The sequence below is a fragment of the Suipraeoptans intestinalis genome, from assembly GCF_034091795.1.
Lineage (GTDB): Bacteria > Bacillota > Clostridia > Lachnospirales > Lachnospiraceae > Suipraeoptans > Suipraeoptans intestinalis.
Genome location: NZ_JAXFXH010000027.1, coordinates 42,614 through 68,424, shown reverse-complemented (window position 1 = coordinate 68,424; position 25,811 = coordinate 42,614). Strand labels below are relative to the sequence as shown.

Below are 25,811 nucleotides of genomic sequence, written 5' to 3'. Positions count from 1 at the left end.
CCTAACCTCTTCCCTACAGTCGTTTCAATCTCTTCAGAAAGGGATGATAATACTCATCTTCTTCCGTCAATCTTTCTTTCCATAGTATCTCAAACTCGCCCGGATCCTTCCACTGTGCGTAGACCGATCCTTCTCCCTGATAGGTGATACCAGCGAAGCAGGTCCATATATTCCAATCTCCCTGTTTTCTGCCCCGCAGACACATATCCACATCTCCATAGTCCCCTGTCTCCGATCGAAACCCCGACATTTTCAACAGTTTTTCCCTGGATATCATCATGCACACAGAAGAACAGCTTGTTATGTTTTTTACATGTTTTAAATTTGCTCCGTATCCTTCTTCTCCTTTTAAAAGCCCCCGATTCAAAGCATGGACCCATCCTTCTTTCTCTCCATCCAGAACCGCACCTGCAAAATAGATCCGTTTCTTTTTATCTGCGATCCGCGGGCTGACCATGCACACGTCCTTTCTCTGCGCAAACATGAGAAGTTCTTCTACCCAGTCGGATGTTTCTGGAATACAGGAGAGGTGCATATATACAAGATACTCTCCCCTGGAACAGGAAGCTGCCCGGTTAAACCAGGTGTATCTGTCCTCCTGTTCTTCCTTTTTTACATAAACAAAACCGGTCTGTTCTTCTATGCCCCGAGCCTTTTCAAATTCAAACGCCGCCACCACCTCCAATGGTCTGTAATCCGTTCGTTCCAAAATACGTTCCAACGACTGTTTCGTCTGTCTATTGCGGCATTCTCCCCATAAAACGAGGCTGACCAGAGGCTGATCCTTTCTCTCATACCGGATTCTGTAAATTGTCTGATATGGCAGATTCGACGTGATCATTCCCGGCTCCCTCATTCTGGAAAGCTGATCGGAAATAGCCCTCTTTGCAGCATCCACTGCGTATTCCTTCACTGACAGATCCATGGATACTGACCCCTGGTGTACTCTCCAGTAATAGAGAATCCTGGGGATATGTACGATCCGGGAGGCCTTCTCCGTCAGCCGCAATACCATATCGTAGTCCTGACTTCCTTCACACTCCCTTCTATACAGCTGTTCCATTCCCTCCAAAAGTTTTTTTCGGAATACAACAAAATGACAGATATAGTTGTGAGAACGCAGTTCATCCTTTCCAAAGCCCGCCTTACATACAATATCTGTCGAATCCTCAGGGATCGTCTTAAATTTCATTTCATCAGTGTAAACAAAATCTGCTCCCTGTTGAAGCTCTTCTGCCACCTCAAAAAGTGCTGCCGGATGCAGCAAATCATCATGATCCAATAAACCGATATAATCCCCTCTGCAAAGTTCCAGACACCGGTTCGTATTTTCCACAATCCCTCCGTTGCCTGGCAGCCTTTTGTAGCGGATCCTGCTATCTTTCCTTGCATAGGCCTCACAGCATTCTTCCACGTACTTATGCGCATCATCACTGCCATCTGCCAGACATAATTCCCAGTTGCTGTAAGTCTGCCTCTGTACGGATATCAGCAATTCCTCCAGAAACTCCCGTGGCGTGTTATATAGAGGGGTTACAATGCTGATATACGGAGGATTCCGGAACACTGTTTCCCTCTGTCGCTTCAGGGTTTCCGCCGGGTATATATGATATGTTCTTACTTCTTCCAGAAAAGCCTTTTGCCCGATTTTTTTTCTTATGTAATGCGCTGCCGTACTTAGCAGTCCTTTCTGATCTACCAACATTTTGGCTCTACTCAGTTTGTTTCGCAACATTTTATCTTCCTCACACCTGCCATCCTTTTCCCTGCAAGGGGAGATTTTTTCTCCCCTCCTTTTCTTGGAAAATAAATCTTTCTGCCTTTTGTACTGTTTTATCGCTCTGCTCTTTTCAGTTCTCCTCTTTTTCCTCCCTGCAAAGGTTTCTGCAGTCATAAAATTCCAGAATCCTTTCTCCCAAAGCATTCCAGTCACGGGATGCTGCTGTTTTGATCCCGTTTTCATAAAATTTTTCTCTTAATTCCTTATCCTGACAGATCTTGTAGATGGCTTCCACCCCTTTTTGAATGTTTCCACGGGGATAAACCAGGCAGTTTTCTCCATCCTTCAGATACTCTTTGTTTCCGTCATTCAGAACGGCAACAACACAGCCACCTGTTGCCATCATTTCCAGTGGCGGATAAGAAAAGCTTTCTAAAAAGCTGGTTTTCAAAAGGATATGGCACGCCTGATAAACTTTGGACACCTCTGCAAAAGGTACTTTATGAAGAAATTTATCCACTCTGTACCATTTTTTTGGTTCTGCGTTATAAGACATATACCAGATTTCAAATTGCTCCTCATCCAACTGATTTGTGATTTTAAAGCTCTCATCCACATTCTTATAATGAACCCCGCAGTCTCCTTCTACCAGGATCCTGATCTTCCCATCATATCTGCGCCTTGTGGGCTTGTAGTTTTCTGCATGAAGCCCGTTTGGCAGATAGCGGGGGATTCTGTCATATTTTTCTTTCAGCCATTTTTCACACCATTTAGAAATGGTCAGAAACTGAATGGGCATAATAGGAGAATACTGTCGGTTAGCCGAGATCCTGAGCGGGTGGTTCGGTTCGTAAAATTCAGGTTCAAATCCCTGAACCAGATAGTATCTTTCCCCTATATTTGTGTAATGATCCAAAAATTCAACGGTAGACCACATGGTGGCGACCGCTTTATCGAAACGTCCGGTAAAAACATACTCCCGGCTCGGCAGTACCGGAAATCTGATATCCTGAAATTTGCACCACTTACTGCTGTCGATATCATCGTTGATAAGGACCACATCATATCCAGCTTCATACAGGACTTTACAATGCTCCAGAGCCACCATGATCCCCCCGCTGATATTCAGCGCCGGCAAAACAAAAGCAACGTTTGGATGAAACTTTCTGCGGATGTAATTTGCAAATCGGAATCCTGTGTAGAGCGTCAAACAGTGTTCCTTGCAGTAGTCGTATGCATTTCGCGCGATCCTTCTACGCATTTTGGCGTCTGTAACCAAAAGTTCCAGCGCTGCGTCCCACTCTTCTCGTGTGTCGCAGAGCATCCCCGTCTTTTCATTCTGGATCACTTCTGCAAATGCGCCTACATTACTGGCAACCGTAGGGACTCTCACAAGAGCGGCTTCCACCCATTTATTTTCAGACTTAGCCTCATTAAAGATTCCTGCCTCCAACGGAGCCAGATTAATATCTATGGATGCGATCAGTTCAGGCAGCTTTTCCCAGTTCACAAACGGATGTGCAATTACCCGTTCTTTAAATTCCTCCATTTCCTTCGGAATATCCAGGATTCCTACAATGTGCAGTTCTACCTGCTTATATTTCTTCATCAGTTTTACAACAGACGGTTGAATCAAAACGAAGTCATCGTTATGTGTAATACTGCCGCTGAAGTACCCCAGCCGGACAGAATCCCTCTTTTGCGCAGCTTTCCTTTTTCTCTCCTTATAAGCCGTTTCCGACAATTCAAACATCTTCTCGGAAGCCGTATTCCTGTTAATGTAAACATCCGGCACATAGTGCCCCAACTCATTTGCAAGGCGTTTCGTCGTCGTGATCGCTGCATCGCACATCCGAAGGACTTTTTGCATATTATTCACACCCTGGTCATATCCCTCCCTATCTTCCTTGCTTAGTGTATCCAGATATTTTACAGTATCTGTATATTTTGTGTCGATAACCAGATCATCAATATCGTAGATCACCGTCTTATGCAGACTTTTTGCCAGACGGATAAATTCGCCCAAATGCTCGGTATATGGGCATCTGAAAATAATAAACGCCCTGTAATTTCTTACCAGATCCAGATCCAGGCTCATGTGAAAAACCTCGTCACAATCCAGATTATTTGCCCTCAGCTGTTCTATCTGATGCTTGACTCTGTACCTCGGCGGATGTGGAAGCGCATTGTAGTCACATCCATTGATAAACAGCACATCTTTGTAGATCTTCCCCTCATAAGCAGGCGCCATCCTCCCTTTTGTTGTGATGGCTGTCTGGATGTAGCTTACCGTTTTCCTGGCAACCCCTGACACCCCTTCCTCTGAAAAGGCTTTTCTGGTTTTATTCCACAATGAACCTAGTTTTTCCATATCTTCCTCCTTATACGATGTGCAGTGTTTCCCATAATGGATGGCAATAATTCTCCTTTTGAATCGCCTCTTTCCATCTTCCCTTAAATTTCTCTGCCTGCAACAGAGTCCTCTGCGTGATCCGATCTCCTTCCAGCGTCAATTCTGCGTATGCTGTCCATATGTTCCTCTTTCCGGCTTGCAAAGCGCGGAGACTGAAATCGATAGCCTCATAGCCGCTCATAGCCGTATCAAACCCGTTCAACTCCTGCCAGATCTGTTTTTTGACCATCATACACAACTTTGTTGAGGCCGATGTGTTCCGCACATGGCAAAGCATCGCCTCATAACCAATATCTCCCCGCACATCATGGGAACAAAGGTACCGGATCCCTTCTTCTTTGCTTTCATCCAAAACAATTCCTGCATAACAGATCCTGCCGTCCGAGAAGTATATTTTAGGACTGACCGCCGCCACCTGTTTTCGCTGGGCATGCATCAACAATTCTTTTATCCAGTTTCCATCGGACGGTCTGCAAGCAGCCTCCAGCAGAACCAGGTATTCTCCCTGGGCCTTTTCCGCCATATGATTGAAACGCTCTGCTTCTTTCTCGTGTTTTTCTTTGATCCGGACTCCCCGGACCTCTTCCCCCAGCTCAATCTCTTTCTCAGATACATATACGATTTCCAAAGGGCGATAACATGTCTCCCCTGCCAGCCGTCTGACTGCCAATTCCAACCCGGCATCCGACATAGCTCCATGCACCAAAATAGACACTAACGGATTTTCCTGCTGTGCATATTCCACCCTGTAAAGTGTCTGAAACGGTGCACTGCTGGCCACACTACCTTCTTCTTTTTGGCGGATCAACTGATCCTTTACGGCATCTATCCCGGCCTTTACAGCGTAGGGTTTGGTCCCCAGATCCATAGACACCGACTGTTCATGCACTCTCCAGTAATAAAGCACTCTGGGAATATGCGTGATTTTCTGTGCCTTTTCTGTCATTCTCAGCACCATATCATGATCCTGGCTTCCATCAAATTCTTTCCGGTAAAGCTCTTTTTCTCCATCCAAAAGTCTTCGATGAAAAACGGTAAAGTGGCAAATGTAATTATGGGATCTTAAATCATCCACTCCAAACCCTGGCTTCAGGTTGAATGCCAGGGGATTGTCTATGTCTTCTACTTTTCCGGAAAATTTCACTTCATCTGTATAGAGAAAATCCGCACCGTCCTCACTGATGGCCTTCATAACATGATACAACGCCGACGGATGTAGCAGATCATCGTGATCCAGGAGGCCATAGTATTCTCCGGTTGCCATCCTAATACACTCGTTGGTATTTTCCGAAATCCCCCGGTTTTGATCCAACACCTGATATCTGATTCTGGCATCCTCCGCCGCATACCGTCTGCACATCTCTCCCACATAAGTATGTTGATGATCGCTCCCATCAGCCAGACACAATTCCCAGTTTCCATAGGTCTGCTCCTTCAAAGAAACGATCAACTCCTCCAGAAACTCTTTTGGTGTATTGTAAAGTGGTGTGATAATGCTGAACTTCACTCCGTCTTCAAACCTGTACCGACGCTGACTTTCCAACTCCTGTTGTGAGGTCAGATGACTTTCCTTGATAACGCCCGGGTCCATTCTCCTGTGAAACCTTTTGTTTTCCATCCACTTTGTAAGAGAATAGACACCGTGACGCCGCAGGATAATCCCTCCTTTTTTAAGCTTTGCCAGTTTTGTTTTTAATCCCATTATATTTGACCCTTTCCTAATATCATACCCAAAACCGCAACAGCACGATTACTTCTGAAATCGTCAGCATGACGGCAGATACCATATACCCGTAATCAGAAACTGCCTGACCTATTTTCCTCTTTCCCAGCATCCTGGAAATATGTCTGTTGTAAAATACAAGATACAGCATCGGGATAAACGGTATAAAATATCTTCCCTGTACGCCGTCAATCCAGGGAACCCCCACACCTCCTCCCGGAGCCACTGAAGTCCAAAAGAGGTACATCGCCAGATAGATTCCGAACACTCCCGCCATCACCGCGAAAAGTACAACTACCTGATGATACCATTTAACAGGCAGCCCTTCTTTTTCGTTTACTTCCACTGCCCCAAAAAGAATGGCAAAAAACAGATAGGCATAAATAAAAATATCCGGCATCCTGGTGTCTACCAGTCCAAACAGTCCTATGGTAGACGCCACATAGTAGCCTCTTAGCTGCTTCACAGTGGTATAGAAAATATGCAGGTATGCCTTTGGATGTTTCAGAACATACTGTATCTGCTCGCTCATTCGTGGGTTTGTACCCGCACTGACACTTTCTATAAAAAAAGTCGGCAGCTTCATCAAAAAGTAGATTCCTACAAACAAAGCGATGAAAATCCCTACTTTTTTCAGGAATTCCCATTTTTTATACTGCTTTTTTGGTAAAAACAGAAGCAAGGCAAACAAAGGAATGTATACGATTTTTAAAATCACATAAATAAATGCTATGATACTGTACAGCAAAAGATGCTTTCCCTTCAGTTTTGCATCCGGATCCAAAAGCAAATGAAATGTCAATGCTGAAAACACAAAAGTAGCGCCCAGAAGCAACGTATCATAGGACGGACTGCAAGCGATGTAAAGCGCCATAGGCATCAGTCCGATCATGCAAAATGTACGTTTTAAGATAGGTGTCAGCCGAATACTGAGTGAGACACAAGCCACATAAAACAACAGATTTGCCGCCCTTGCAAAATACAGCAAAAACAGTACGGACGGCTCCCTCCCGGCCAGCACAGATACCAATTTTCCTACGCATATCCCAAATGCCGGAATAATGTGTCCGATCCAGACAGTGTTCATCGTAGCAAACTGTACAAACTCTTTGTCATTGTATACTGCCGGCTGCTGTTCCTTTGAAATGATCTCCGAAAATGTATACTTAGAATCCAGTTTCCCTATATTGCTCTGGTTTTTATCAATATACTCACAAATTTCTCTAGAAAAATAGTATCCAGCTCTTCCATCCTCTACTTCCGGGAAAAATTTTCCCTCAGAAATCACATAGGCTCTTTTGAAATGGCTGTCTTCGTCCGGCGTTTGAAACGGCGGAACCAGCAGAATAAACAAGCAGCCAAACATACATGCCAAAAAAATATATACTTTTGATACCGATATTCTCTCCATTCTTTTCTCCCAGTCCTTTAACTCTGTTTTAAACCTGTCTGTTATCTCTCACAGCAATGCAGTCCCTGAAGATCTGTTCATTTTTTACGACTGCCGCTCTTTTTTCTCCTCTGCTTTCTTTTGGAATAATGCCAGTTCCTGGGTCAGTTCTTTCACTCGGATAGACATCCGCGACACAGCTACGGTCAATGCAAAAATGATCATCAGAGAAAAGCAAAATCCAAAGAAAAACAGCATATTGATGGGGCTTGCTATTCCCAGCTTCGCAGAAATCCATGTGATCAGCTGGGGAAAGCAGTCCAGCAGCAGAATGGCTGTCCCTACTCCCAGCCAGGAAAGCGCATACCTCAACTCCAGTTTCTTCTGCCGGATCATATTGATGATCACACCTAAAGCCAGAACCACAACAATTCCTACGATCAGTTGAATTCTAATATTCATTTGCCTCTCTCCTATTGCTTTCTGATTTTTTCAATAAGTATCGCCAGTGTTACCTTGATCATGTAGTAAATAGATTTCTTGGGAGAAATGGAAGATACTCCCCCCTCCCTTTCATGCATGATGACCGGGATTTCTTTTACAATCAGCCGTTTTCCCAGTACTGCCACCACGCTTTCCGGCTCCGGATAATCCTTCGGATAGTCTTTTGCAAAAATCTCGATCACATTTCTCCCTACCATTCTAAGGCCTGAGGTCGGATCCGTAATGGTGCTGCCAGTCAATAACCTGATCAATACGGAGAAGAACTTGATTCCCATCCTTCTGGGCAAGGAAGACTGGAATCCTCTCTTTTCAATAAAACGGGATCCTATTACCATATCTACCTTGTTGTTTGCAATATAATCGGCCATTTCATTCAGAAATTCCGGATCATGCTGTCCGTCCCCGTCTACCTGCACCGCCATGTCATAGTCATATCTTCTTGCATATTTGTAACCGGTCTGTACTGCGCCGCCTATTCCCAGGTTAATGGGCAGATTCACGATATTATACCCCTTCTCTTCACAGATCTTTCTTGTTCTGTCCGTAGAACAATCATTGATCACTACATAATCAAATTCTTTTGCATCTCTTTGAATAGAGGTAACTGTCTTTTCTATGTTCTCTTCTTCATTGTATGCCGGTATGATAATCAGCTTTTTCACTTCCGTTTCCTTCCCTTCTATACATCCAGATCATTGGATTTTTCACTGCTCGCATATAACTGTGTCAGTTTCCTGGCAATCAGATCCGGCCAGAATTTACGGAACATGATGTAATCCTCCTGACTTCTTGCGTGATCCTTCAAAATATTCGTAGTCTCCGACTCTTTGTGAATCCGATGTCCCATCAGCATTCTGGGAATGTAAATATATTCTCCCTTCAGCCATGAAAGCCTTTCCCAGGCCTCCCAATCCTCATCCGATCGAAAGCCTGCCTGAAACGGTTCTTTTGTTATTTTTCTTTTGGAAAAGGTAACGGATGGACAACAGATAGGACATCCAAAGGCCAGCACCAGCCTGCGTACTCCTATCCTTCTTTGAAGCAGGGAAAGCCTCAAAGGTAAAAGCAGCATTCGTTTGATCCGGAGATTTCTGTTGGAGCAGATCTTTTTCCCATTTCTTACCTCATAATAATCTGTGAAACAGATAATGGGATCTTTTGATTTTTTCATGCGGGCAATCACACTTTCCGCATAGTGGGAAGAATAAATGTCATCCTGGTGAGCGATCGTTACATAGTCAGACTCTGCCATCTGATAAGCAAAATTCCAATCCTGTGTGATTCCTCCATTCTGGTTGACATACAAAGGAATCTCATATTTTTCTGCCATTTCTCTGATCAGATCATTGGGGGTAGAGGTGACTATGATGATTTTTGACCTTACCGTCTGCTTTTTTAGCGAAAGGATACACTCCTCCAGAAAGCTGCTTTCCTTATACGCACAGATCGCAAATGTATGTACTTTTCTATGATTCATATCCATTCTCCCGCTCATGATTTTCGTCCTCAAATTCCAGTTTGTACGGACAGTGGTTATATCTTTTTTCCTCCGGCGGCATCTGCATATAGTCTCCGTAATACGCCGTCATCATTTCATGCATATTCCCCGGAAAGTTCAGCTGCAGATCCTCAAAGGGAAGCTGCTTCATGGGAAAGAGATCTTTTCTCTGAATCATACTTCCATAGGGCTTTGCCTCTGTCAGATAAGCCAGACGTTTCGTTTCCGTTTCATTATATTTTATACAACATGCCTTTCCTTTTTCGTACACCTTGTCTGTAGAGATCCGAAGCAATTTTATTACGTGATAAGCTGCCTTACAGGCCATCAGTGCCAACTTCTTTTTGACTCCGCTTAGCTGCACCAGATTAGGCTGCTCTACGCTGCACAAAATCAAAAGCTTACTGTAAAACCACGCCTGCCATGCCTGTTTTTTCATAGCCGCGCTCCCGTCCGGTACATGGTCGTAGGCATACAGATCCAAAAAAATCCCGAAAGGGCAATCCACGTTTTTCATGGCATGCTCCTGAAATACGGTGCCTTTCCTACACATTCTGGCTGTAAACAAAGGATATGCCTTGTTTGTTTCGTAACGCAGAATATAATATTTGTCCCCGTGTTCTTTCTCTATAATGTCGCAGAATCGTTCATAATCCTTTCGCAAAAAGGCCAGGTCAATATCGTCATCCCAGGGAATAAACCCCTGGTGACGCAGCGCGCCTATCGCAGTCCCGCCAATTCCGAAATAAGCCAATTGGTTCTCTTCACAGATCTTCACAAAATCGTGAAGCATTTCCAGCTCTACTGTCTGAAGTTTTTTCAACACCTTTTCGTCATATTTTTTCATTGAACCCTCTTTATCTTCTATCACTGATCATCTGTCAAATTTACATTTGATATCTCTCCCCACCAACACTGCCATCAAAACGAGCAATACACAGGTATACAGGATCAACGTATCATTTACTCCCTGCATTCCATATTTGGAAATAAGTGGAAACATAATCAGAATACACATGATTACACCGATCACATTAATCACTAATAATGCCTTCAGCTCCCTGAATATGATCAGAATACTCCACAAAAACCAGCTCATGGCATTTAAGCAGGTAAATATAATTACCGGTAAAAACAGGTCCGCATGGGCTCCTATCCTCTTTCCATACAAAAAGGTAAGTCCCCATTGTCCCAGTACCGCCCCTCCCACCAGAGAAGCCCCAGATACCGCCAGAAGAAAAAAGCTGATCTTAAAAAGCAATTTCAAAAATCTGCGTTTTTCTCCTCTTTGATACAGGCTTGCGAACTCTGTCAAAACCGGATTAAACACATAGGTAGCCGCTACCTGAACAAATACAGCCGGCGTCGCAACGGTACTGTATATTCCCAAAACCTTACTTCCTTGTTCCGCCTCCAGGAACTGCCTGGGCAGACTCGGCCCCAAAGAACTCAGGACACCTCCGATCGTCAACGGCAAAAATTCTATCAGCATTTTCTTTATCGTCTCTTTGGTAAAAACAGGAGCGATTTTCTCAAATTTTCTTGCCTGAGGCATATCATATAAAAAAATAAAGCTCCAGGTACAGACTGTCATAAATATGATTCCTGTATTTACACTGCCGCTGAAGCGAACCCCTGCCATAAAGCTGAGTACGGAAAGAATTCCCCTTATAAACAGGGAAATTCCCCCAATATCCATTCGCATCTTTCTCTGCTCAAATCCGTGAAGCAGATCCACCCAGGCCTCTCCCAGTTTGAAAACCATGTACAACATCACGCAGATGATCTGATCCATCGTGTACCCAAACATACAGGTATAAATCAGACATAAAATCAGCGACGCCAGGCAGGTAAAAAGCCTGAATGCACTGTACTGCTCCGATCTGTAGCACTGTTTCAGGTCAGAAACCAAATAGGGACGAATGTTAAAACACGCCAGGTTGAAAAATATATTGGTAATGGAAATTGCCAAAGCCAGGTTCCCTGCATTTCCAAGATCCTTAGAATGTACAACAATGATCCAGGTTAAAAGCCACTGACAAATCAGATAGGTGAAGGACCCTGCTGAATTCCAAATTAAATTTTCGATAATGGACAATTGCTTCTTTTTCATTTTTTCCTACTTATCAGTTTTGTTACCGGTTCCTCCACAAACAGATACAAAAGATATCCTCCGAGAATGGACAAGGGGACCGCAAGAAACGTATTGTACGCCGGGTGCATCCTTCCTCCAAAAAGCACCACCAATAGCTGCTGAATTGGAAACGCACACAAATATACTCCATAGGAGATATTGCCGCTTTTCCCTATTTTTTCAGGAATCTGTGAAACAGCAAAACAAAGATACATCAACAGGTACGGAAAACAGAGCACCATCCCTACATTTGTGAGCTTAAACAGATTGAAAAGGATCAGTCCGGCAGCGCATAAAAGCGCCCCTCTTTTGGTGAGCAAAATGTGTTCTCTGTATATGTAAAACAGGATGCCCACGTAGAACAGGATCATTGGACGAACCAAAGAGGTCAGCTCCAGGGATAATTCCAGGTGTTTTACGAGTGCTACAACTCCTGCCAGTCCTACCGCGACGATAGGCACGCTGTACTTTGCTCTTTTTTTTGCGAAAAACCCTATCTTCCACATTACGTAGCAGCCGACGTAGCAAAGAAATTCCACCGGTAATGTCCACAAGGACCCGTTTACCGTAGCCAAATACGGATTATGTTGAAAGACTCCCGGAAGCTCATGTTGTAGGATCAAAACTCCATTCAGGAGATACCGGTATACTCCGATATCTGAAAAGTATTCCTGCACTCTGTATTCCGTCATACATGGTCCCAGTACAAAGGCCGATAGCAGGATGACGATCGCCAACGCCGGAAAAATACGAAGAGCTCGTATTTTAAAATACTCTCTCCCATCTTTTATACGATCCATACTTCTGGCGATCAAGTATCCTCCCGCACAGAAAAAAACTGCAACTGCCAAGCCTCCCATGGACAACTGTTGGTTTGTGATCCAGGAAAGCCATTCTCCGCTGGCATCTCCTGTAGAAATCACAAAAGAATGGGAAACTATAACCAGTATGGACGCAACAAAACGAAAAAGCTGCAGGTTGTTACTTCTTGTAGGACACTCCGATAATTTCATTCCTTCTTTCCTCTCCCTCTATTTGATCAAAGTTCTTCGCATCCTGCGAAATACTTATTGAAATTTTTAGGCACACTCCTTTGTTCATTTTAAAACAAATGGATTCATCTGTCAAATTTGCTCTCTTCCTTCTCCGCTCTCTTTTTCCGCCTTTTTACAGAATTTTTTTATCTTCTTCCACTTTCGTTTTACCATTTCAAGTTCAAATATACAAAGAAGAAGCTGCCGAGTCTGATGTTTTTCTTTTCTCGCAGCTCCTTCCCTTTTCCGCATTTCTCTGCAGAATGTTCTATTAATTTCTCTATGGTCTCCCACGTCTTTCTTTTTCTTGCTAAAATCTTCTTTTTTCTTCCCGGGGATCTTACAGACCATATATTGGCTCTATATAGCTAGAATAGAGGCTGAATCCATATCCTTTGGCCATTGCCCATCCCAGCCTGCCAGCCGGATTATCCTGAATTCCGAGAGCTTCCACACACGGTGCACTTCCTCTGGGAGACACATACTGAAACCTTCCGTCTACGACGGCATTCTTTAACGGCTCTACCGAAGCATATGCTTTTAGGTGCTGCACCTGTGCCCGGATCCCCGTTCTAACATCTGCAAACTGCTCTCCCGGCACTCCATTTCCGGTTGCTCCAAGTCCAGCAAAATTAAATTGCTGAATCTTCACATCGCCTCCAAATTGAAGATATCCCGTCTCTTTCATCGCCTGAGCAAATACAACTTCCGCTTTTACTCCTTCTGCCTTTGCCTCTTCGTAGACAATCCGGCAAAACTCCTGGATCGTCCCAGCATTTCCGAGAGCCAGTGCTTCCGAAGGATAACTCTTCCCGCTTTTTTGATACATTCTGACCATCTGATCTACCGTCACGCCTGTCTGTCCCATGATAGTATGTCCCGAAAATGTCAGGAGTCCTTCCGGCTCTTTTCCTTTATTAAAATAGTGCCACAGTTCTCCTATTTTTACCCAACCGGTGCGCATAGAGCCTGCTTGTCCGTTCAGATCTGTCTGTGGGTTCATGTAGTACTTATTTCCTGCTATCTGCACCCACCCGGTACGCATGGAGCCTATCGGACCATATCCATCTGATTGCTGATTCATAAAATACCAGTCATTTCCTTCCAGAACCCAGCCGGTACGCATCAATCCTTTTTTTCCATATGTATTGCCTTCCGGGTTCATGTAGTACCATGCATTTCCTTCATAAAGCCAGCCTGTCTGCAAGACGCCCTGCATGTTGTAATAATACCAGTCGTCTCCCTGCTTCTTCCAGCCGGTCTTTGTCTGACCGTCTTCCTGCTTTTCTTCTTTGATCCACTGACCCAGATCATTGAAAACATGCACTTTTCCGTCAATATTTCTAGTGCCGGTTACCATTTGTCCCGTCGGAAGCAGATAGTACTTTTTTCCGCCCGCTTCTAGCCAGCCGGTCTTCATCGTACCGTCACTGTTCAGATAATACCAGATCTGATCTTGTAACAGCCAACCGGTCACAGCAGCGCCTGCCGGTTTTTCTGCTGTGATTCCTGTGTTGAAGAAGTACCATTTCCCTTCCTCCTGGACCCAGCCGGTTATCATAGCTCCCTGCGATCCACGCTGATCTGCTTTAGGATTCAGGTAATACTTGTTGCCTCTTTCTGTAATGATTCCGGTGCACATAGCTCCTTTGGGTCCGGCCTGATCCGTCTGCGGATTCAGATAATACCATTCTTTCCCCAGGTTCAGCCAACCGGTACACATTGCTCCTCTGCTTCCAGTCGGCATCAGATAATACCATCTGCCTCCTTCGTAAAGCCAGCCGGTCTGCAGGACACCTTGATCGCTATAGTAATACCACTTGTCTCCGGAAAACACCCAACCCGATCTGACCGCTTCCTTTTCTCCGGTCCATCGTCCCAGCGCATCAAATCCATGGGTCTTTCCATCGATCGTTCTGGTGCCGGTCACCATCTGCCCCGTTGAAAGCAAATAATACCAACTCCCACTTACTTCCAGCCAGCCAGTCTTCATCGTGCCATCGCTATTCAGATAATACCAAATCTGATCCTGCAGCAGCCAACCGGTCGCAGCGGCTCCTACCGACTTCTCTGCCACGATCCCTGTATTGAAAAAGTACCATTTTCCGCCCTCCAAGACCCATCCGGTCCTCATAATCCCCTCGGATCCATACTGGTTCTTTGTCGGATTCAGATAATATTTGTTTCCTCTTTCCGTAATCAGACCGGTACACATCTGTCCCTTGTTCCCAGAACTGTCTTTCGCTGTCCGAAAATAATACCAGAATCCCAGTACCTCTGTCCAGCCGGTCGCCATTTCTCCTTCTTCCGAGAAATAATACCAGGCTTTTCCCAGATTCAGCCAGCCGGTCTGCATTGCCCCGCTGCTTTGCAGATAAAATGTCTTATTTCCGTAAGTCAACCAACCGGTATGACAATATCCCCTTCCATTAAAGTAATACCAGATACCATTTATTTGAAGCCACTGATTTACCGGATATGATCCGTCCCGATATTTGTACCACCATCCATTGGAATCCTGTATCCACTCGCCGCCGTTCTTTCCTCCTACCAGATTCAAACAGCTTGCAATTCCTTTTGCGTCCGCCTCTCCCAGCTTTTTCAGCTTGTCATCAGAGTTTAAAAACTTTTCATAATCTCCTTCATTATCCAGAAACGCATGCTCGATCAATATACTTGGGATTCCCGCCTGCGCTCCTTCTCTTATCACATAATAGATGTCACCAGCTTTGATGCCACGGTTATACAGTCCCAACGCCACCAATTCTTTCTGAATACTTTGTGCCAATTCTTTTCCGACTGTCCCTGCATCAGAATTATAGTAAGCTGCCGGATAGTAGATCTCTGCTCCTTTTCCTGCACCAGTTCCTGTGGCATTCAAATGAAGGCTGACAAAAATATCAGCATTTACACTTTTTGCAAAAGCGATCCTTGGCTCCAGATCATCTCTGGCTCTTGTTACGCCTTCGCCTACCCATCTGTCACTGTCTCTGGTCAGGTAAACTTTGACTCCCTGATTCCGTTCCAACGCCGCCTTGCAATAACGTGCGATCTTTAATGCCAGATCTTTTTCCGTTTCGCCAAAATAAGCTGCTCCCGGGTCTCCGCCTCCATGTCCCGGATCCAGCACGATCACCGTCGTCTTTCCTAAATTTTCCGGTGGAGCCGGAGCAGGAAGTGAAGTCGCTATCTTAGCAGAAACTTCCTCCACACTTTTTCCTGCCACACTATCACTGATCATTTCTCCGTTGGCATCCTGCATGGTAAGCGATAATTCTGTCATTCCGGTTTCCAGCGGTTGTTCGGAAGATTTTTCCGCCTTCTCTGCCGTCTGAATTTCTCCATCCTGCTCTATGTAAGCGTCCGGCTTCGTTTCTACCTGTCGATTGACGCCATATTTTCCTTGTACGTCCTCCTCCTTGAGAGAAAACTCCGTCTCTTTTCCCTGACTTATAATCTTTGCTCCTGTCAGAGAATAAACTCCACTTTCCTTCTCGTCCGCATACTCTTTCTCAAAAAGCGCCGCCTCCCCTTCGATGCGGGATGCAGCTATCTCTCCTGTCTCTCCCGTTTCCTGATTCTTATAAAAAAGAACTGCGCTCTCTGCCGTCATTCCGTCTTTCAAAGAAAGCACGATCCGCTGTGTGTCGGGCGTAGTCAGATAGGGTTTTTCCACTAAAAGATACTCAAATGCCCTTTCTTCCATCATTCCGCCCGATATACTTTCTTCCGGTCGCTCCTCCGCCAGTACACGGTGCTGCCCGAATGCGGAAAATACAATCGCCAGCATTAACAGAATCCCTGTCAACGCCTTCATCCTTCTTCTGTCTCGTTTCATACTTTTCACGGATGTTCTCTCCCAACGAACATCCTACACCCCTTTCCCGTAAAAATCCCTGATGGTTTATAGCTCTCCCTCTTGCTTTCAGTCCCTTTACCAAAAGCAGCTTCTCCCTTTTCCTTTTGATAACACTTTCTATATTTGCTGAGTATAGCACAGTTGCGCACTTGTTTTCAAGGCTGCCCTCTGATACCCGCCTGTTTTTCCTCTGTTTTTTTTCTATTTTCCAGGTTTCTTTCGTAAACTTTTACGGTTCTTCTTTTCCTTCTATTTCTGTCCTTCCTGCAGATATTTCCTTGCATCCTTGAAAAAGGAAGCCACGATCAATATCACAATGATCCCCACAGGAAACGCCGCTATGATCGCTACTGACTGGAGGTTGTTCATGGAACTCTCCGAAAAGATCAGGGCAATGGGGAAGAGAATAAACAGGATCGCCCAAAAGGTCCGAACTCTCTTATCCGGCTCCTCCTCCGGCTTCAGATACCGGTAGGAATAGGAAGAAACCACCATCGTCAGTGCGTCAAAGGTCGTAGCGTAAAAAGCTATCATGGTAATGACCAGTACCACCAGCACCAGCTTAGCTGCCGGAAGCGTCTTTAAAATATTCAATATCACTTTGGATATCTCTTCTCCTTTTCCCAGCATGGTCACGGCGTCTATCTTTCCCCTCACCTGCTGGGACATCCCATAATTTCCCAGGATGATAAAAGACAGGAAGGTTCCTCCCAGCCCCCAGCCATAGGCACCCAGCACTGTGTTTTTTATAGTTCTTCCCTTACTGATCATTCCGATGAAAAACGGAGTTGCCACGCACCATGCCATCCAATAAGCCCAGTAAAAGACACTCCAGTTTTGTACAAAGGCTGTTTCCCGCGCCGGATCCATCCAGGTAGCCAGTCCCACAAAATTCTGGATCAGATTTCCTGTGGAAGAAAATCCTGTTTCCAGGATGTACCTGCATTCCCCTCCGGCAAGCAACACATACGCCAGTAAAAAAAAGAACAGGTACGCACAAACTGTAGCCAGCCGGAACACTCCTTCCATCCCAAACCATACCGTCAAAGTATAAACGATTGCAATGGTCACCAAAATAGAGATGGTAAGCCCAAATCCCATTGGCAGACCAAACACATATCCCAAAGCAGCTGCAAGAAGAGGAGTGGCAAGGGAAAAAGTTGTCGCTGTTCCCGCCAGCAGCGCCAAAACTGCCAGCAGATCGATCATCTTTCCCAGGATTCCGTCCACCCTGTCTCCCAGAATGGGACGGCAGGCCTCTGAAAACTTCTGTTTTTTCCTTCCACGGACATGGATCATGAATCCAAACGCTACTGCCAGCACAATATAAAAGCTCCAGGCAATCGGTCCCCAGTGAAACAAAGAGAAGGTGGGCGCCCATTTCTGCATTCCGCCCAATTCCTTTACGTAGGCTTCCCTGGCATAGATCGCCCACTCACACAGGGAATAGAATAAAATATCTGCTGCCATGGTAGAGGTAAAAATCATCGTTCCCCACTGAAACGTAGTATATTTGGGCTTCTCCTCTCCTCCTAAACGGATTTTTCCATATTTGGAAAATGCCATATACATGGAACAGATCACGGCTGCCACTCCCAGAAACACATAATAAAGCCCCAGGTCATCCCCCAGAAAATTTCGGACAGACTGCAGTGTCACCTTAGATGCTTCCGGAAATTTCATAAATGTGATACAAAGCCCGATGATCAGCAGCAACGGAATGATCATAATCTCCTTGTCCATCTGTTTTTCAATTCTCTTTAACTGATTGTTTTCTTTCATGCTTGGCTTTCCTTCCTTTAGTATGCGACCTTAGCCGCTTCTCTTTTGCCGACATTTTCTCCTGCTCCCGCCTTTTCAGAATGCGCCTTCTCAGATCCGGCAGCGCTCCAGCTTGCCTGATTCATAAAAATATCGGTAGGCCTGTTCCCGCAGCGAAAATGTTACGCCTTTTGCCACCCCGTTTTCCTTCAGCGGGACAAATCCTGTCAGCTCCCCTTCTTCACAGTTCAGAGTCGCCAGGAGCTTCTGAAAGATCCGGCTGTCTTTCGCTGCCCGGTACCAGGGAAATGTTTCTCTTAATTCATCCAGACTGTCAAACTCCAGCACCTCTCCCTTTTTCTTTTGCTTCCCGTAAAGATCCATGGTTCCCAGGGAGGACACATACAAATCTTCCCAGTATGTCTGCTTTTCTTCCTCCCGCTCCATGGCCGACTCTAAGAGAGGGATCAGCTGCCGGGAAAATGTTCTGTCAAACAGGACTTCTCCCTGCATGACCCAGGCATCCTTCCCTCCGATCACCACTTTTTGGATTTTCCCGGACTCATCTGTTTCCACACACCACTCGGGGGTTTCTCCCTCCTGATAGGTCAGCCCATAGTAGGGAACCTCTTCTTTTCTTTGGAATGGATTTTGTGCAAAATAGTAATCTCCGCAGGAAATATAGGTATTTTTCAGTTCTTTTCTTGCCACAAACAGGCTGGAATGATTGTTTCGTTCCATGTAGTAGGGATTTTCGATCAGTTTGACTTCAAATTTCTCTTTCAGATACGCAAATTGTTCTTTTTTGTATCCCACGACTATGGTAATATCCCTGATCCCGCTTTCTCTCAGCTGAAGGATCTGCCGCTCGATCAGCACCTCTCCCTCTATTTTCAGAAGAGCTTTCGGTATTTCATAAGACAGGGGCGCCATCCTTGTGGACATTCCTGCCGCCATCAAAATCGCATTTTCTACTTCTATCATGTTACTCTGCCTCCATTTCCGCCTTCGCATACCGGTAATACTCCTTTGCATATCGGTATTGCCTCAGGGAATATTCCCCAAACTCGATTCCACAGGTCTTCTTATATTCGCACCAGTTGCTCCACAGCAAACCGCAAACGGCAATGTAGCAGTAGATCTTTACCCGAACCGCCGCAGAAGGCTCTCCCTGGAAATAGCACGCGATCAGCCAGTCCACCTCCTCCTTGGAATACATGGCATAGATGGCAAACATGGCGATATCTACATGAACATCCTGCATGCCCGCATATTCCCAGTCGATCAGATACATTTTTTCCGGCGCAAGGAGAAAATTGTCACAGACTGCATCAATGTGACTCAGCGCGATTGTTTTCGGCTGCCTGTCAATGTACGCTTTCAATTCGAATACTTTTTTCTTTGTTTCCTCATAGTCTTCATAGTCCGAAGGGTAATCTCCCCTTAATCTCTCATAGTATTCGATCTGTTCAAACAGCTGGAATGTGTGTCCCACCTGAAGCTTACGATCATGGAAGGCTTTCAGGTACCTCATACAGTCCTCTACCTCTTTTTTGTTTTCTTTTCTGCAGGGTCGTGCATTCTCTATAAACTTTGTGATCTTATACCCGCTCTCCGGAGATATGTAGACCACCGGATCACAGATGTCTGTCCCTTTCAAGGCTTCATATACTTCAAATTCCTGTCGCCTGTTGATCAGCCTGTCTGTCCCCTCTCCCGGGATCCTGGCAATATAGCGTTCTCCTCTGCAGGAAAATTCAAAAGAGCGGTTCGTCATTCCCTTCTTCAGCGCCTGGATCTCCTGGATCTCCTCCAGTTTGCATGACAGTACCTCTGCGATCTTCTCCAGGATATCTGTCTGCAGATGTCCCGAATGGCTGTCGATCTCCCTCAACTGCTCGTAGGTATTGATCTCGTAGACATCCTCTTCTTTTGCGATCCTGGATGCGATCCACATTTTCGATTCCGCAAACAGCACTTCTTCCCAGAACTTTTGATCGTAGGTTCTCTGCGATGCGTATAGACCAAGCAACTGTTTCAGCCGATCTGCCTCCTGATCCTGTATATAAGCGATTCCCACCATGCGGTGCCCCGACTTTTCTACCTTGACCCGGACCAGCTCTCTTTTTCGATTGACCCTTACTCCACTGTCCTTTGACTCTTCTTCCGTCATCATATACCAGGAATACCACTCGTAACCGGAAAAGGGATTTTCCCTGCACCAGATATCACAGGGGAGAATATAGCTGTTTCCGATTCTGTCTGCCACTTTGTTTAAAGAGGAGAGATTGTTCTTTCTTCCGTATTCTTCATTAAAGATCAGACGGACATTCCACTTGTCTATCAGATATTCATATCGCTCTTTCATAAATCCCACTACCACATCGATCTGATGTACACCCGCCTCCCGGAGCTGGCGGATCAGTCGCTCGATCAGCCTCTCTCCGCCAATCTCAAGCAGTCCCTTTGGCACCTCTACATTAATGGGTACCATCCGCATCCCATAGCCTGCTGCCAGGATGACCGCATGCCTCGGACGTTGCTTCTCTGCTTTTTTTTGCGCCTGTTCACTGATCTCCAGCTGCTCGTTCAAATACCCGTCTTCTATCAGTTCTCTCAGACAGCTGTTCACCTTCCCTAAGGAAAGTCCTGTCAGGGCAGCCAGCTTCCTTTGATTCTTCTCCGACTTTTTTAAGATCATGTTCAGCAGATCATATTTCGATATGTTCATGTAATTATTCTCCTTTATTTTTGTGAACAATCTCATTCTATTCCTTCCTTTCCGATTTGTCAATCATGGAATTTCGGAAATTCTCCATAAAAATCCCCCACAAACAATTTCGGTTTTCTGCTTTCCTTTCACCGAACTGTCTGTAGGGGTTCTTTTTTGTATGTATTCTTTTTTAAAGAGAGGAGGGATACTTTCCTTCCTGCAAAAGTTTTTGGATCGCTTTTACCACCGTATCCTTATCTTCTTTGTAAGTCACTCCAAACCATTCATCCTCCGAACGCAGAACCGTCACCTCTATCTGTCCGGAGCGCAAAAAGGCATCTACAATGTCGGGCAGAAGATACTCTTTTTTGTCCCAGGGATCCACTGTTTCCAAAAACCTTTCAAATCCCTGCTGTAGCCTTTCAAAAATTTCCGGTGAAAACCCCCACATATTCATGGAGACTTCCATATCGCCATCCAGGCTGTAAAAAGCGTCCGTCTGAATCCCGATTCCCTGAGGTGTCTTTACAATATGGCCTGTTTCATCCAGTCCGATCAACTGATGCTTCTGGTTCATCCTGCAAAGCCCTCTCGTCACTGCTCCGTTCTCACTGACGGTATGCTTCAGCTGAAACGCTACCATGCATGCCGAAAGCACATCTTTCTGCCGCTTCATCCCTGTCAGATGCTCATATGCTTTCCGGTAGGCAGATCTCCCATAATAATCATCTGCATTGATCACAAGAAACGGTTCCTGCACCAGATCCTTGCATACCAGGATGGCCTGTCCCGTTCCCCATGGCTTCTTTCTGCCTGCATACTTCTGACGAAATGGCTGCGGAATATCCTCCACTTCCTGAAACGCGTATTCTACTGCAATAGTTTTTGCGATCCGGTCTCCGATCCTCGCTTTAAATTCTTCTTCCAGATCTTTTCGGATCACAAAGACCACCTTGTCAAACCCCGCTTCTTTCGCATCATAAATGGAATAGTCAATGATCAGCTCTCCACTGGGTCCTACCGGCTCCAGCTGCTTGATTCCTCCGCCAAAACGGCTTCCGATCCCTGCCGCCATGACCACCAAAGTTGCCTTCCCCATAGTTTTTTCATCCTCCTCTATTCTCCCAGGCCTTCTTCGATCAAAGACACCATCGTATGCAAAGCTTCCGTTTCATCTTCTCCGTCACATACCAGTTCAATAGTATCTCCCTTCTTGATGCATGCGCCCAGTACACTCAGCACACTTTTTGCATTGGCTGTCGTTTCCTTATATCGAAACTCTACCTTGCACCTGAAACTACTGGCTGCATTGCAGAAAACGCCGGCCGGTCTCAGATGCAGTCCTGTAGGATTTATGATCGTAACTTTCTGTGCTACCATACGAATGCCTCCCTTCGTTACTACTTTTTCTCCAGGGTAATGTCAGCCTTTACCTCATTCACCAATGCGCACCCGGCCGGAAGTTCCACGAAAACCGGTACCACATAACTGCCCGGCTCCGTATATCCTTTCAGATCAATACTTGCCTTTTTCGCCAGCTTCAGGCTTTGCAGCACCTCCTCCGGTCCCTGAATCTGAAGCTCCAGATCCACCACATGCCCATAACTTACCTCCAGTCCGTCTGCCAGATTATTGACTGTCAGAGAACTGGTTGACACTTCATAAATCTTTACACCGGGCTGCTCCACCAGAATAGAAACTACGATGTTTTTCGCATTTTCATCCAGAAGTGAAATCCCCTCCGGCAGATAGGCAGAAATATCCACCTGTTTTTCTGTCCGTTCTGTCAGATCCGTAAAACTCAGCTCCTCTGCCGGAACCATGATCTCATCCAGACTTTCCAGATTCTTTTCCGTTCCGGATACCAGGATCTCTTTCGGCTCCGGAGTCACCTTGGCAATGTTATATCCTTCTTTCGCCTGGATCCCGGAAGTATCCAGCGCAATGGGAACCCTTTTTACTTTATTTAGTTTTACTTTTACACTGACACCGTCTTTTCCCAGATTATTGGCCAGGATCGTCTGATCGATCACATTGTCATTACTGTCGTAAAGCACCAGCCGTGCTTCCAAATCTGTGCTTTCCGATAATCCCGACACGTCTATTTCTGCCGCTACCCGATTGATGCTGTCGATCACCGTCTTAGGACCTCTTATGGTTACTTTTTCCGGATCTGCCTTCAGACTGCCAATGGTATAGCCATCCCGTACCGTTCCTGTGACGGTGGGTGTAATGGGGAAATTATTTTTGGTTTCATCGTCGATCTTAACCTGGAGATTCCCGGGAGAAGAGACAGCGCTTTCGTATCTGCCCTCATATCCCTTGACCGTCACCTGAATAGGAATCTGTGTTCCCAAAAGGAGCTCCTTCATATCCGCCGTTGCCTGGATATCTTCTGCTTTTATTTTGTTCAGCAGCGACCTTTTTGCAGTGACCGTTACGTTGACCTCTCCGGTGCCGTCCACGATCTGATACGTACGGTTACTGTCTTGCACCACTTCTTCATTGAGCACTTTTACCGCAATACCTACATACGTTTTGTCGGAGACCGGATCGTCAATGTTCACCACCATAAACCACATAAACCCTGCGATCAGGAAAGCCAGAATCTTAAGACTCAGATTATTTGTCAGTCTTTTTTTCATCTTTTCGCCTTCCTTTCCACCATTCAGCCACCTTCCAACCGGAAACCGCGGATCTGCTTTCTTTTTTCTCCTGTGCCAAAACCAGTCGGCTACGCAACTCTTCTTCCGTAATGCCCCAGAAAATACTGCCTCCCTGTGCCACAGAAACGGCTCCGGTCTCTTCCGAAACCACGATCACCAGAGCGTCGCTGACTTCGCTCATCCCGATAGCCGCCCGATGTCTCGTACCCAATTCCTTACTGATCCCCATATTATTGGATAAGGGAAGATAACAGGTGGCGGATACGATCCTGTTGCCGCGCACTATAATAGCTCCGTCATGAAGAGGAGTATTATGTTCAAAAATATTCAACAGAACCTGGCTGGAAAGAAGGCAATCCATATGGATCCCTGTCGCTGCGTACTCTGTCAGCTGGATTTCCCGTTCCACCACGATGAGAGCACCTGTCTTCGCCTTTCCCATAGCAAAAGCAGCTTCCACGATATTCTCTCTGGTACTGCCGCTGAACCTGACCTTTTCTTTGCCCGGCTCAAAAGGAAGGACCGAAGCCAAAAGCTTCCTCTCTCCCAGTTTTTCCAGCGCTCTCCGAAGCTCCGGCTGAAACACGATGATCGCCGCCGTTGCCATCACCGTAACAGAGTTCTTAGCCAGGTACAAGATGGTGTTCATCCGGAAGATCGCCGCCACCAGAATAAATGCAGCCAATACCAGAATTCCCTTTAAGAGCATCCAGGCCTTCGTATTTTTGATCCAGAGGATGACCCGGTAGATCAGGAACGTCAGTATCAGGACTTCTACAACATCCATCACCTGGATCCTTGGGATATAAAACGCCCCTGCGATATATTTTGTAATAAATCCCAAAATCCTTTGTTCCATCCTGTCACCTCCTCCTTTGGATCAATTTTTACGTTTTCTCCGCTATGTCCTGCCGTGGTCAAAGTTCTTTGTTCTATTCCTTCATTCCCAGTTCTTTTTTCAGACTCTCTTCTATCAGAGCCCTATCTATCTCTTCTTCCGCAGCGCTGTTTCTTGTTTCTTCCCTGGTGATTTCTGCCGTCTCCTGTCTTTCATGGATCTTCTTTACCTCTTTTTCTGAGGAGGAAAGAGAAATCTTCGGAACCGCCTTCACATAGTAATGATACTCGTCATCTTCAAACTCCAGCGTCTCGCTCCTGGTATAATCCACCGCAAAGAAGAACAGTTCCAGTCCCAGCCCCAGGAGAACTGCCAGCAGACCTGAAAAGATCATCATTCCATAAGAAACATGGATTCCCAGAGCAATATCTCCTGCCGCCGTTGCCACGATCCCTGCAACAACTCCTCCAGCCGCTCCTATCTTCCAGGCATGGTCCATCGCCTGCTTCCGCAGGGTATACACTACCAGAAAACTAATGGCCAATGCTACGATCATGACCCACATTTCCTTGCTTTGAAACACCTGCTTCAGATAGTCGGCCGACTGTCCTATCATATTTTCAAGACCGGCTCCCTGCGCCACTGCTGCAGCCTTTTTGAGATAGCTCAACATATAAAAAGCGATCGTCCCGCAGATGATCGCCACCAGGCAGACAGGCGTCGCCATCAGTCCAAATACCACCGGGATCACATAAGGAATCTTAAGAGCAAATGCAATAGGTGTCAGAAGCACTACCACCGCCATCTTTGGTGTCAGCCGAAAGTAAAAAATGTACATGACCAAAAACACGGCAGCCGTCAGCACAAACAGCATCGGAGACAATGCAAATACATGGATCAGGACCAATGCCGTCCCCGCAATCACCGTCATTGTCAGAGGCAGAAATGCGCAAATGACCGCCAATCCCAGGGACACTACGGGAGACGCCAGTATCTTCATAAATCCGAAGGTTTGATTGATCACCAAAAAAACGATAAAAGCGAGTAAAAACTGTATCGCCTTTTCATAGATCTTTGAGTTCTTTGCGTATATCCTCTGCACATTTTCTCTTATCATAAAAATTGTATCCATCTACTCTTTCTCCCTTTCGTACAGCTTGATCAGTCTGGTCAGGTGGTAATGGTATCGTTTCACGCGCTTTCTGGCATCCCGGTGCCTGCGGTTGTATATCCCTGCGGAAAGCAGCAGATACACGGTCAAAACCGCCACGTATCCTGCAATCGCAGCAAGCCCCAGCACCGCCGCCAAAGATACCGACAGATGCTTCAGCAGCACATCCAAAAAGACAATGCCAAGTAGTCCCATCAGGATTCCGTATCCTGCCGTCACCCATAGAAATGCGCAGATATTGTGCAGACCTACATAATCTTTTCTGTAAAACCCGCTGACCTTGAAGTCTTCTTTTCCTTTGGTCTCCTCATAATGAGACAAGTACGTCATGATTTTCACTTTTCTTTCATCCAGCATATCCCACCTCAATCTCCCACTGATCCGAAC

20 protein-coding genes are annotated in these 25,811 nt (G+C 45.7%); all 20 read right to left on the bottom strand.

Translation table 11 applies throughout. The features are described 5' to 3' along the window. Positions 1-13: 13 nt before the first annotated feature. The 20 genes from SOW26_RS09520 to SOW26_RS09425 all read right to left on the bottom strand — a co-directional run bounded on the left by SOW26_RS09520 (position 14) and on the right by SOW26_RS09425 (position 25,781). Positions 14-1,735, bottom strand: coding sequence for a glycosyltransferase family 2 protein (locus tag SOW26_RS09520; protein WP_276959875.1), 1,722 nt, complete (start codon positions 1,733-1,735; stop codon positions 14-16). A gap of 115 nt (positions 1,736-1,850) precedes the next feature. After that, positions 1,851-4,091 carry a glycosyltransferase gene (locus SOW26_RS09515; RefSeq protein WP_276959874.1) on the bottom strand — a complete coding sequence of 747 codons (2,241 nt, stop codon included), beginning with the start codon at positions 4,089-4,091 and terminating at the stop codon, positions 1,851-1,853. Positions 4,092-4,101: 10 nt separating this feature from the next. After that, positions 4,102-5,835, bottom strand: a complete 1,734-nt coding sequence (locus tag SOW26_RS09510) for a glycosyltransferase family 2 protein (RefSeq protein WP_276959873.1) — start codon at positions 5,833-5,835, stop codon at positions 4,102-4,104. Between the two features lie 22 nt (positions 5,836-5,857). Next, complete coding sequence (locus SOW26_RS09505; RefSeq protein WP_276959872.1) at positions 5,858-7,267, bottom strand: DUF2142 domain-containing protein; 1,410 nt, start codon at positions 7,265-7,267, stop codon at positions 5,858-5,860. An 84-nt stretch (positions 7,268-7,351) separates the two neighbouring features. After that, positions 7,352-7,708 (bottom strand): DUF2304 domain-containing protein, encoded by a 357-nt coding sequence (locus tag SOW26_RS09500; protein WP_320652301.1) that lies wholly within the window; start codon positions 7,706-7,708, stop codon positions 7,352-7,354. Between the two features lie 11 nt (positions 7,709-7,719). Beyond that, positions 7,720-8,412 carry a glycosyltransferase family 2 protein gene (locus SOW26_RS09495; RefSeq protein WP_276959535.1) on the bottom strand — a complete coding sequence of 231 codons (693 nt, stop codon included), beginning with the start codon at positions 8,410-8,412 and terminating at the stop codon, positions 7,720-7,722. A 17-nt stretch (positions 8,413-8,429) separates the two neighbouring features. Next, complete coding sequence (locus SOW26_RS09490; RefSeq protein WP_320652300.1) at positions 8,430-9,227, bottom strand: glycosyltransferase family 2 protein; 798 nt, start codon at positions 9,225-9,227, stop codon at positions 8,430-8,432. Next, the gene (locus SOW26_RS09485; protein WP_276959533.1) at positions 9,217-10,095 is read right to left on the bottom strand and encodes a LicD family protein; all 879 of its coding nucleotides are present in this window, start codon (positions 10,093-10,095) and stop codon (positions 9,217-9,219) included. Before SOW26_RS09485 ends, SOW26_RS09490 begins: the two co-directional genes overlap by 11 nt. A 27-nt stretch (positions 10,096-10,122) precedes the next feature. Next, complete coding sequence (locus SOW26_RS09480) at positions 10,123-11,361, bottom strand: lipopolysaccharide biosynthesis protein (RefSeq protein ID WP_320652299.1); 1,239 nt, start codon at positions 11,359-11,361, stop codon at positions 10,123-10,125. After that, complete coding sequence (locus SOW26_RS09475; RefSeq protein WP_276959529.1) at positions 11,358-12,395, bottom strand: acyltransferase family protein; 1,038 nt, start codon at positions 12,393-12,395, stop codon at positions 11,358-11,360. Before SOW26_RS09475 ends, SOW26_RS09480 begins: the two co-directional genes overlap by 4 nt. Before the next feature lie 361 nt (positions 12,396-12,756). After that, the gene (locus SOW26_RS09470; protein ID WP_320652304.1) at positions 12,757-16,254 is read right to left on the bottom strand and encodes an N-acetylmuramoyl-L-alanine amidase; all 3,498 of its coding nucleotides are present in this window, start codon (positions 16,252-16,254) and stop codon (positions 12,757-12,759) included. 270 nt (positions 16,255-16,524) lie between these two features. Beyond that, positions 16,525-18,057: a BCCT family transporter gene (locus SOW26_RS09465; RefSeq protein WP_320652298.1), complete on the bottom strand. Its 1,533-nt coding sequence runs from the start codon at positions 18,055-18,057 to the stop codon at positions 16,525-16,527. A 90-nt stretch (positions 18,058-18,147) separates the two neighbouring features. After that, positions 18,148-19,020, bottom strand: a complete 873-nt coding sequence (locus tag SOW26_RS09460; protein ID WP_320652297.1) for an NTP transferase domain-containing protein — start codon at positions 19,018-19,020, stop codon at positions 18,148-18,150. Position 19,021: 1 nt separating this feature from the next. After that, positions 19,022-20,767, bottom strand: coding sequence for an NTP transferase domain-containing protein (locus tag SOW26_RS09455; protein ID WP_320652296.1), 1,746 nt, complete (start codon positions 20,765-20,767; stop codon positions 19,022-19,024). 172 nt (positions 20,768-20,939) lie between these two features. Further along, positions 20,940-21,848: a nucleotidyltransferase family protein gene (locus tag SOW26_RS09450; RefSeq protein WP_276959521.1), complete on the bottom strand. Its 909-nt coding sequence runs from the start codon at positions 21,846-21,848 to the stop codon at positions 20,940-20,942. A 17-nt stretch (positions 21,849-21,865) separates the two neighbouring features. Next, on the bottom strand, positions 21,866-22,129 hold the full coding sequence (locus SOW26_RS09445) for an HPr family phosphocarrier protein (RefSeq protein WP_154475867.1): 264 nt from the start codon (positions 22,127-22,129) through the stop codon (positions 21,866-21,868). Between the two features lie 20 nt (positions 22,130-22,149). Continuing rightward, positions 22,150-23,394 carry a CdaR family protein gene (locus tag SOW26_RS09440; RefSeq protein ID WP_276959520.1) on the bottom strand — a complete coding sequence of 415 codons (1,245 nt, stop codon included), beginning with the start codon at positions 23,392-23,394 and terminating at the stop codon, positions 22,150-22,152. Next, the gene (gene cdaA, locus SOW26_RS09435; RefSeq protein ID WP_154475871.1) at positions 23,372-24,274 is read right to left on the bottom strand and encodes a diadenylate cyclase CdaA; all 903 of its coding nucleotides are present in this window, start codon (positions 24,272-24,274) and stop codon (positions 23,372-23,374) included. Before cdaA ends, SOW26_RS09440 begins: the two co-directional genes overlap by 23 nt. Before the next feature lie 73 nt (positions 24,275-24,347). Beyond that, positions 24,348-25,385, bottom strand: a complete 1,038-nt coding sequence (locus SOW26_RS09430; RefSeq protein WP_320652295.1) for a hypothetical protein — start codon at positions 25,383-25,385, stop codon at positions 24,348-24,350. Beyond that, positions 25,386-25,781: a hypothetical protein gene (locus SOW26_RS09425; protein WP_320652294.1), complete on the bottom strand. Its 396-nt coding sequence runs from the start codon at positions 25,779-25,781 to the stop codon at positions 25,386-25,388. It lies immediately after the preceding gene. Between the last annotated feature and the right edge of the window lie 30 nt (positions 25,782-25,811).

Excerpts from the sequence above, each read along its gene's own strand:
- SOW26_RS09475 (WP_276959529.1), bottom strand. The coding sequence starts at position 12,395 with ATGAAATTATCGGAGTGTCCTACAAGAAGTAACAACCTGCAGCTTTTT.
- SOW26_RS09500 (WP_320652301.1), bottom strand. The coding sequence starts at position 7,708 with ATGAATATTAGAATTCAACTGATCGTAGGAATTGTTGTGGTTCTGGCT.
- SOW26_RS09440 (WP_276959520.1), bottom strand. The coding sequence starts at position 23,394 with ATGAAAAAAAGACTGACAAATAATCTGAGTCTTAAGATTCTGGCTTTC.
- SOW26_RS09465 (WP_320652298.1), bottom strand. The coding sequence starts at position 18,057 with ATGAAAGAAAACAATCAGTTAAAGAGAATTGAAAAACAGATGGACAAG.
- SOW26_RS09455 (WP_320652296.1), bottom strand. The coding sequence starts at position 20,767 with ATGAACATATCGAAATATGATCTGCTGAACATGATCTTAAAAAAGTCG.
- SOW26_RS09505 (WP_276959872.1), bottom strand. The coding sequence starts at position 7,267 with ATGGAGAGAATATCGGTATCAAAAGTATATATTTTTTTGGCATGTATG.
- SOW26_RS09515 (WP_276959874.1), bottom strand. The coding sequence starts at position 4,091 with ATGGAAAAACTAGGTTCATTGTGGAATAAAACCAGAAAAGCCTTTTCA.
- SOW26_RS09450 (WP_276959521.1), bottom strand. The coding sequence starts at position 21,848 with ATGGGGAAGGCAACTTTGGTGGTCATGGCGGCAGGGATCGGAAGCCGT.
- SOW26_RS09445 (WP_154475867.1), bottom strand. The coding sequence starts at position 22,129 with ATGGTAGCACAGAAAGTTACGATCATAAATCCTACAGGACTGCATCTG.
- SOW26_RS09480 (WP_320652299.1), bottom strand. The coding sequence starts at position 11,361 with ATGAAAAAGAAGCAATTGTCCATTATCGAAAATTTAATTTGGAATTCA.
- cdaA (WP_154475871.1), bottom strand. The coding sequence starts at position 24,274 with ATGGAACAAAGGATTTTGGGATTTATTACAAAATATATCGCAGGGGCG.
- SOW26_RS09520 (WP_276959875.1), bottom strand. The coding sequence starts at position 1,735 with ATGTTGCGAAACAAACTGAGTAGAGCCAAAATGTTGGTAGATCAGAAA.
- SOW26_RS09490 (WP_320652300.1), bottom strand. The coding sequence starts at position 9,227 with ATGAATCATAGAAAAGTACATACATTTGCGATCTGTGCGTATAAGGAA.
- SOW26_RS09510 (WP_276959873.1), bottom strand. The coding sequence starts at position 5,835 with ATGGGATTAAAAACAAAACTGGCAAAGCTTAAAAAAGGAGGGATTATC.
- SOW26_RS09460 (WP_320652297.1), bottom strand. The coding sequence starts at position 19,020 with ATGATAGAAGTAGAAAATGCGATTTTGATGGCGGCAGGAATGTCCACA.
- SOW26_RS09470 (WP_320652304.1), bottom strand. The coding sequence starts at position 16,254 with ATGAAACGAGACAGAAGAAGGATGAAGGCGTTGACAGGGATTCTGTTA.
- SOW26_RS09430 (WP_320652295.1), bottom strand. The coding sequence starts at position 25,385 with ATGGATACAATTTTTATGATAAGAGAAAATGTGCAGAGGATATACGCA.
- SOW26_RS09425 (WP_320652294.1), bottom strand. The coding sequence starts at position 25,781 with ATGCTGGATGAAAGAAAAGTGAAAATCATGACGTACTTGTCTCATTAT.
- SOW26_RS09485 (WP_276959533.1), bottom strand. The coding sequence starts at position 10,095 with ATGAAAAAATATGACGAAAAGGTGTTGAAAAAACTTCAGACAGTAGAG.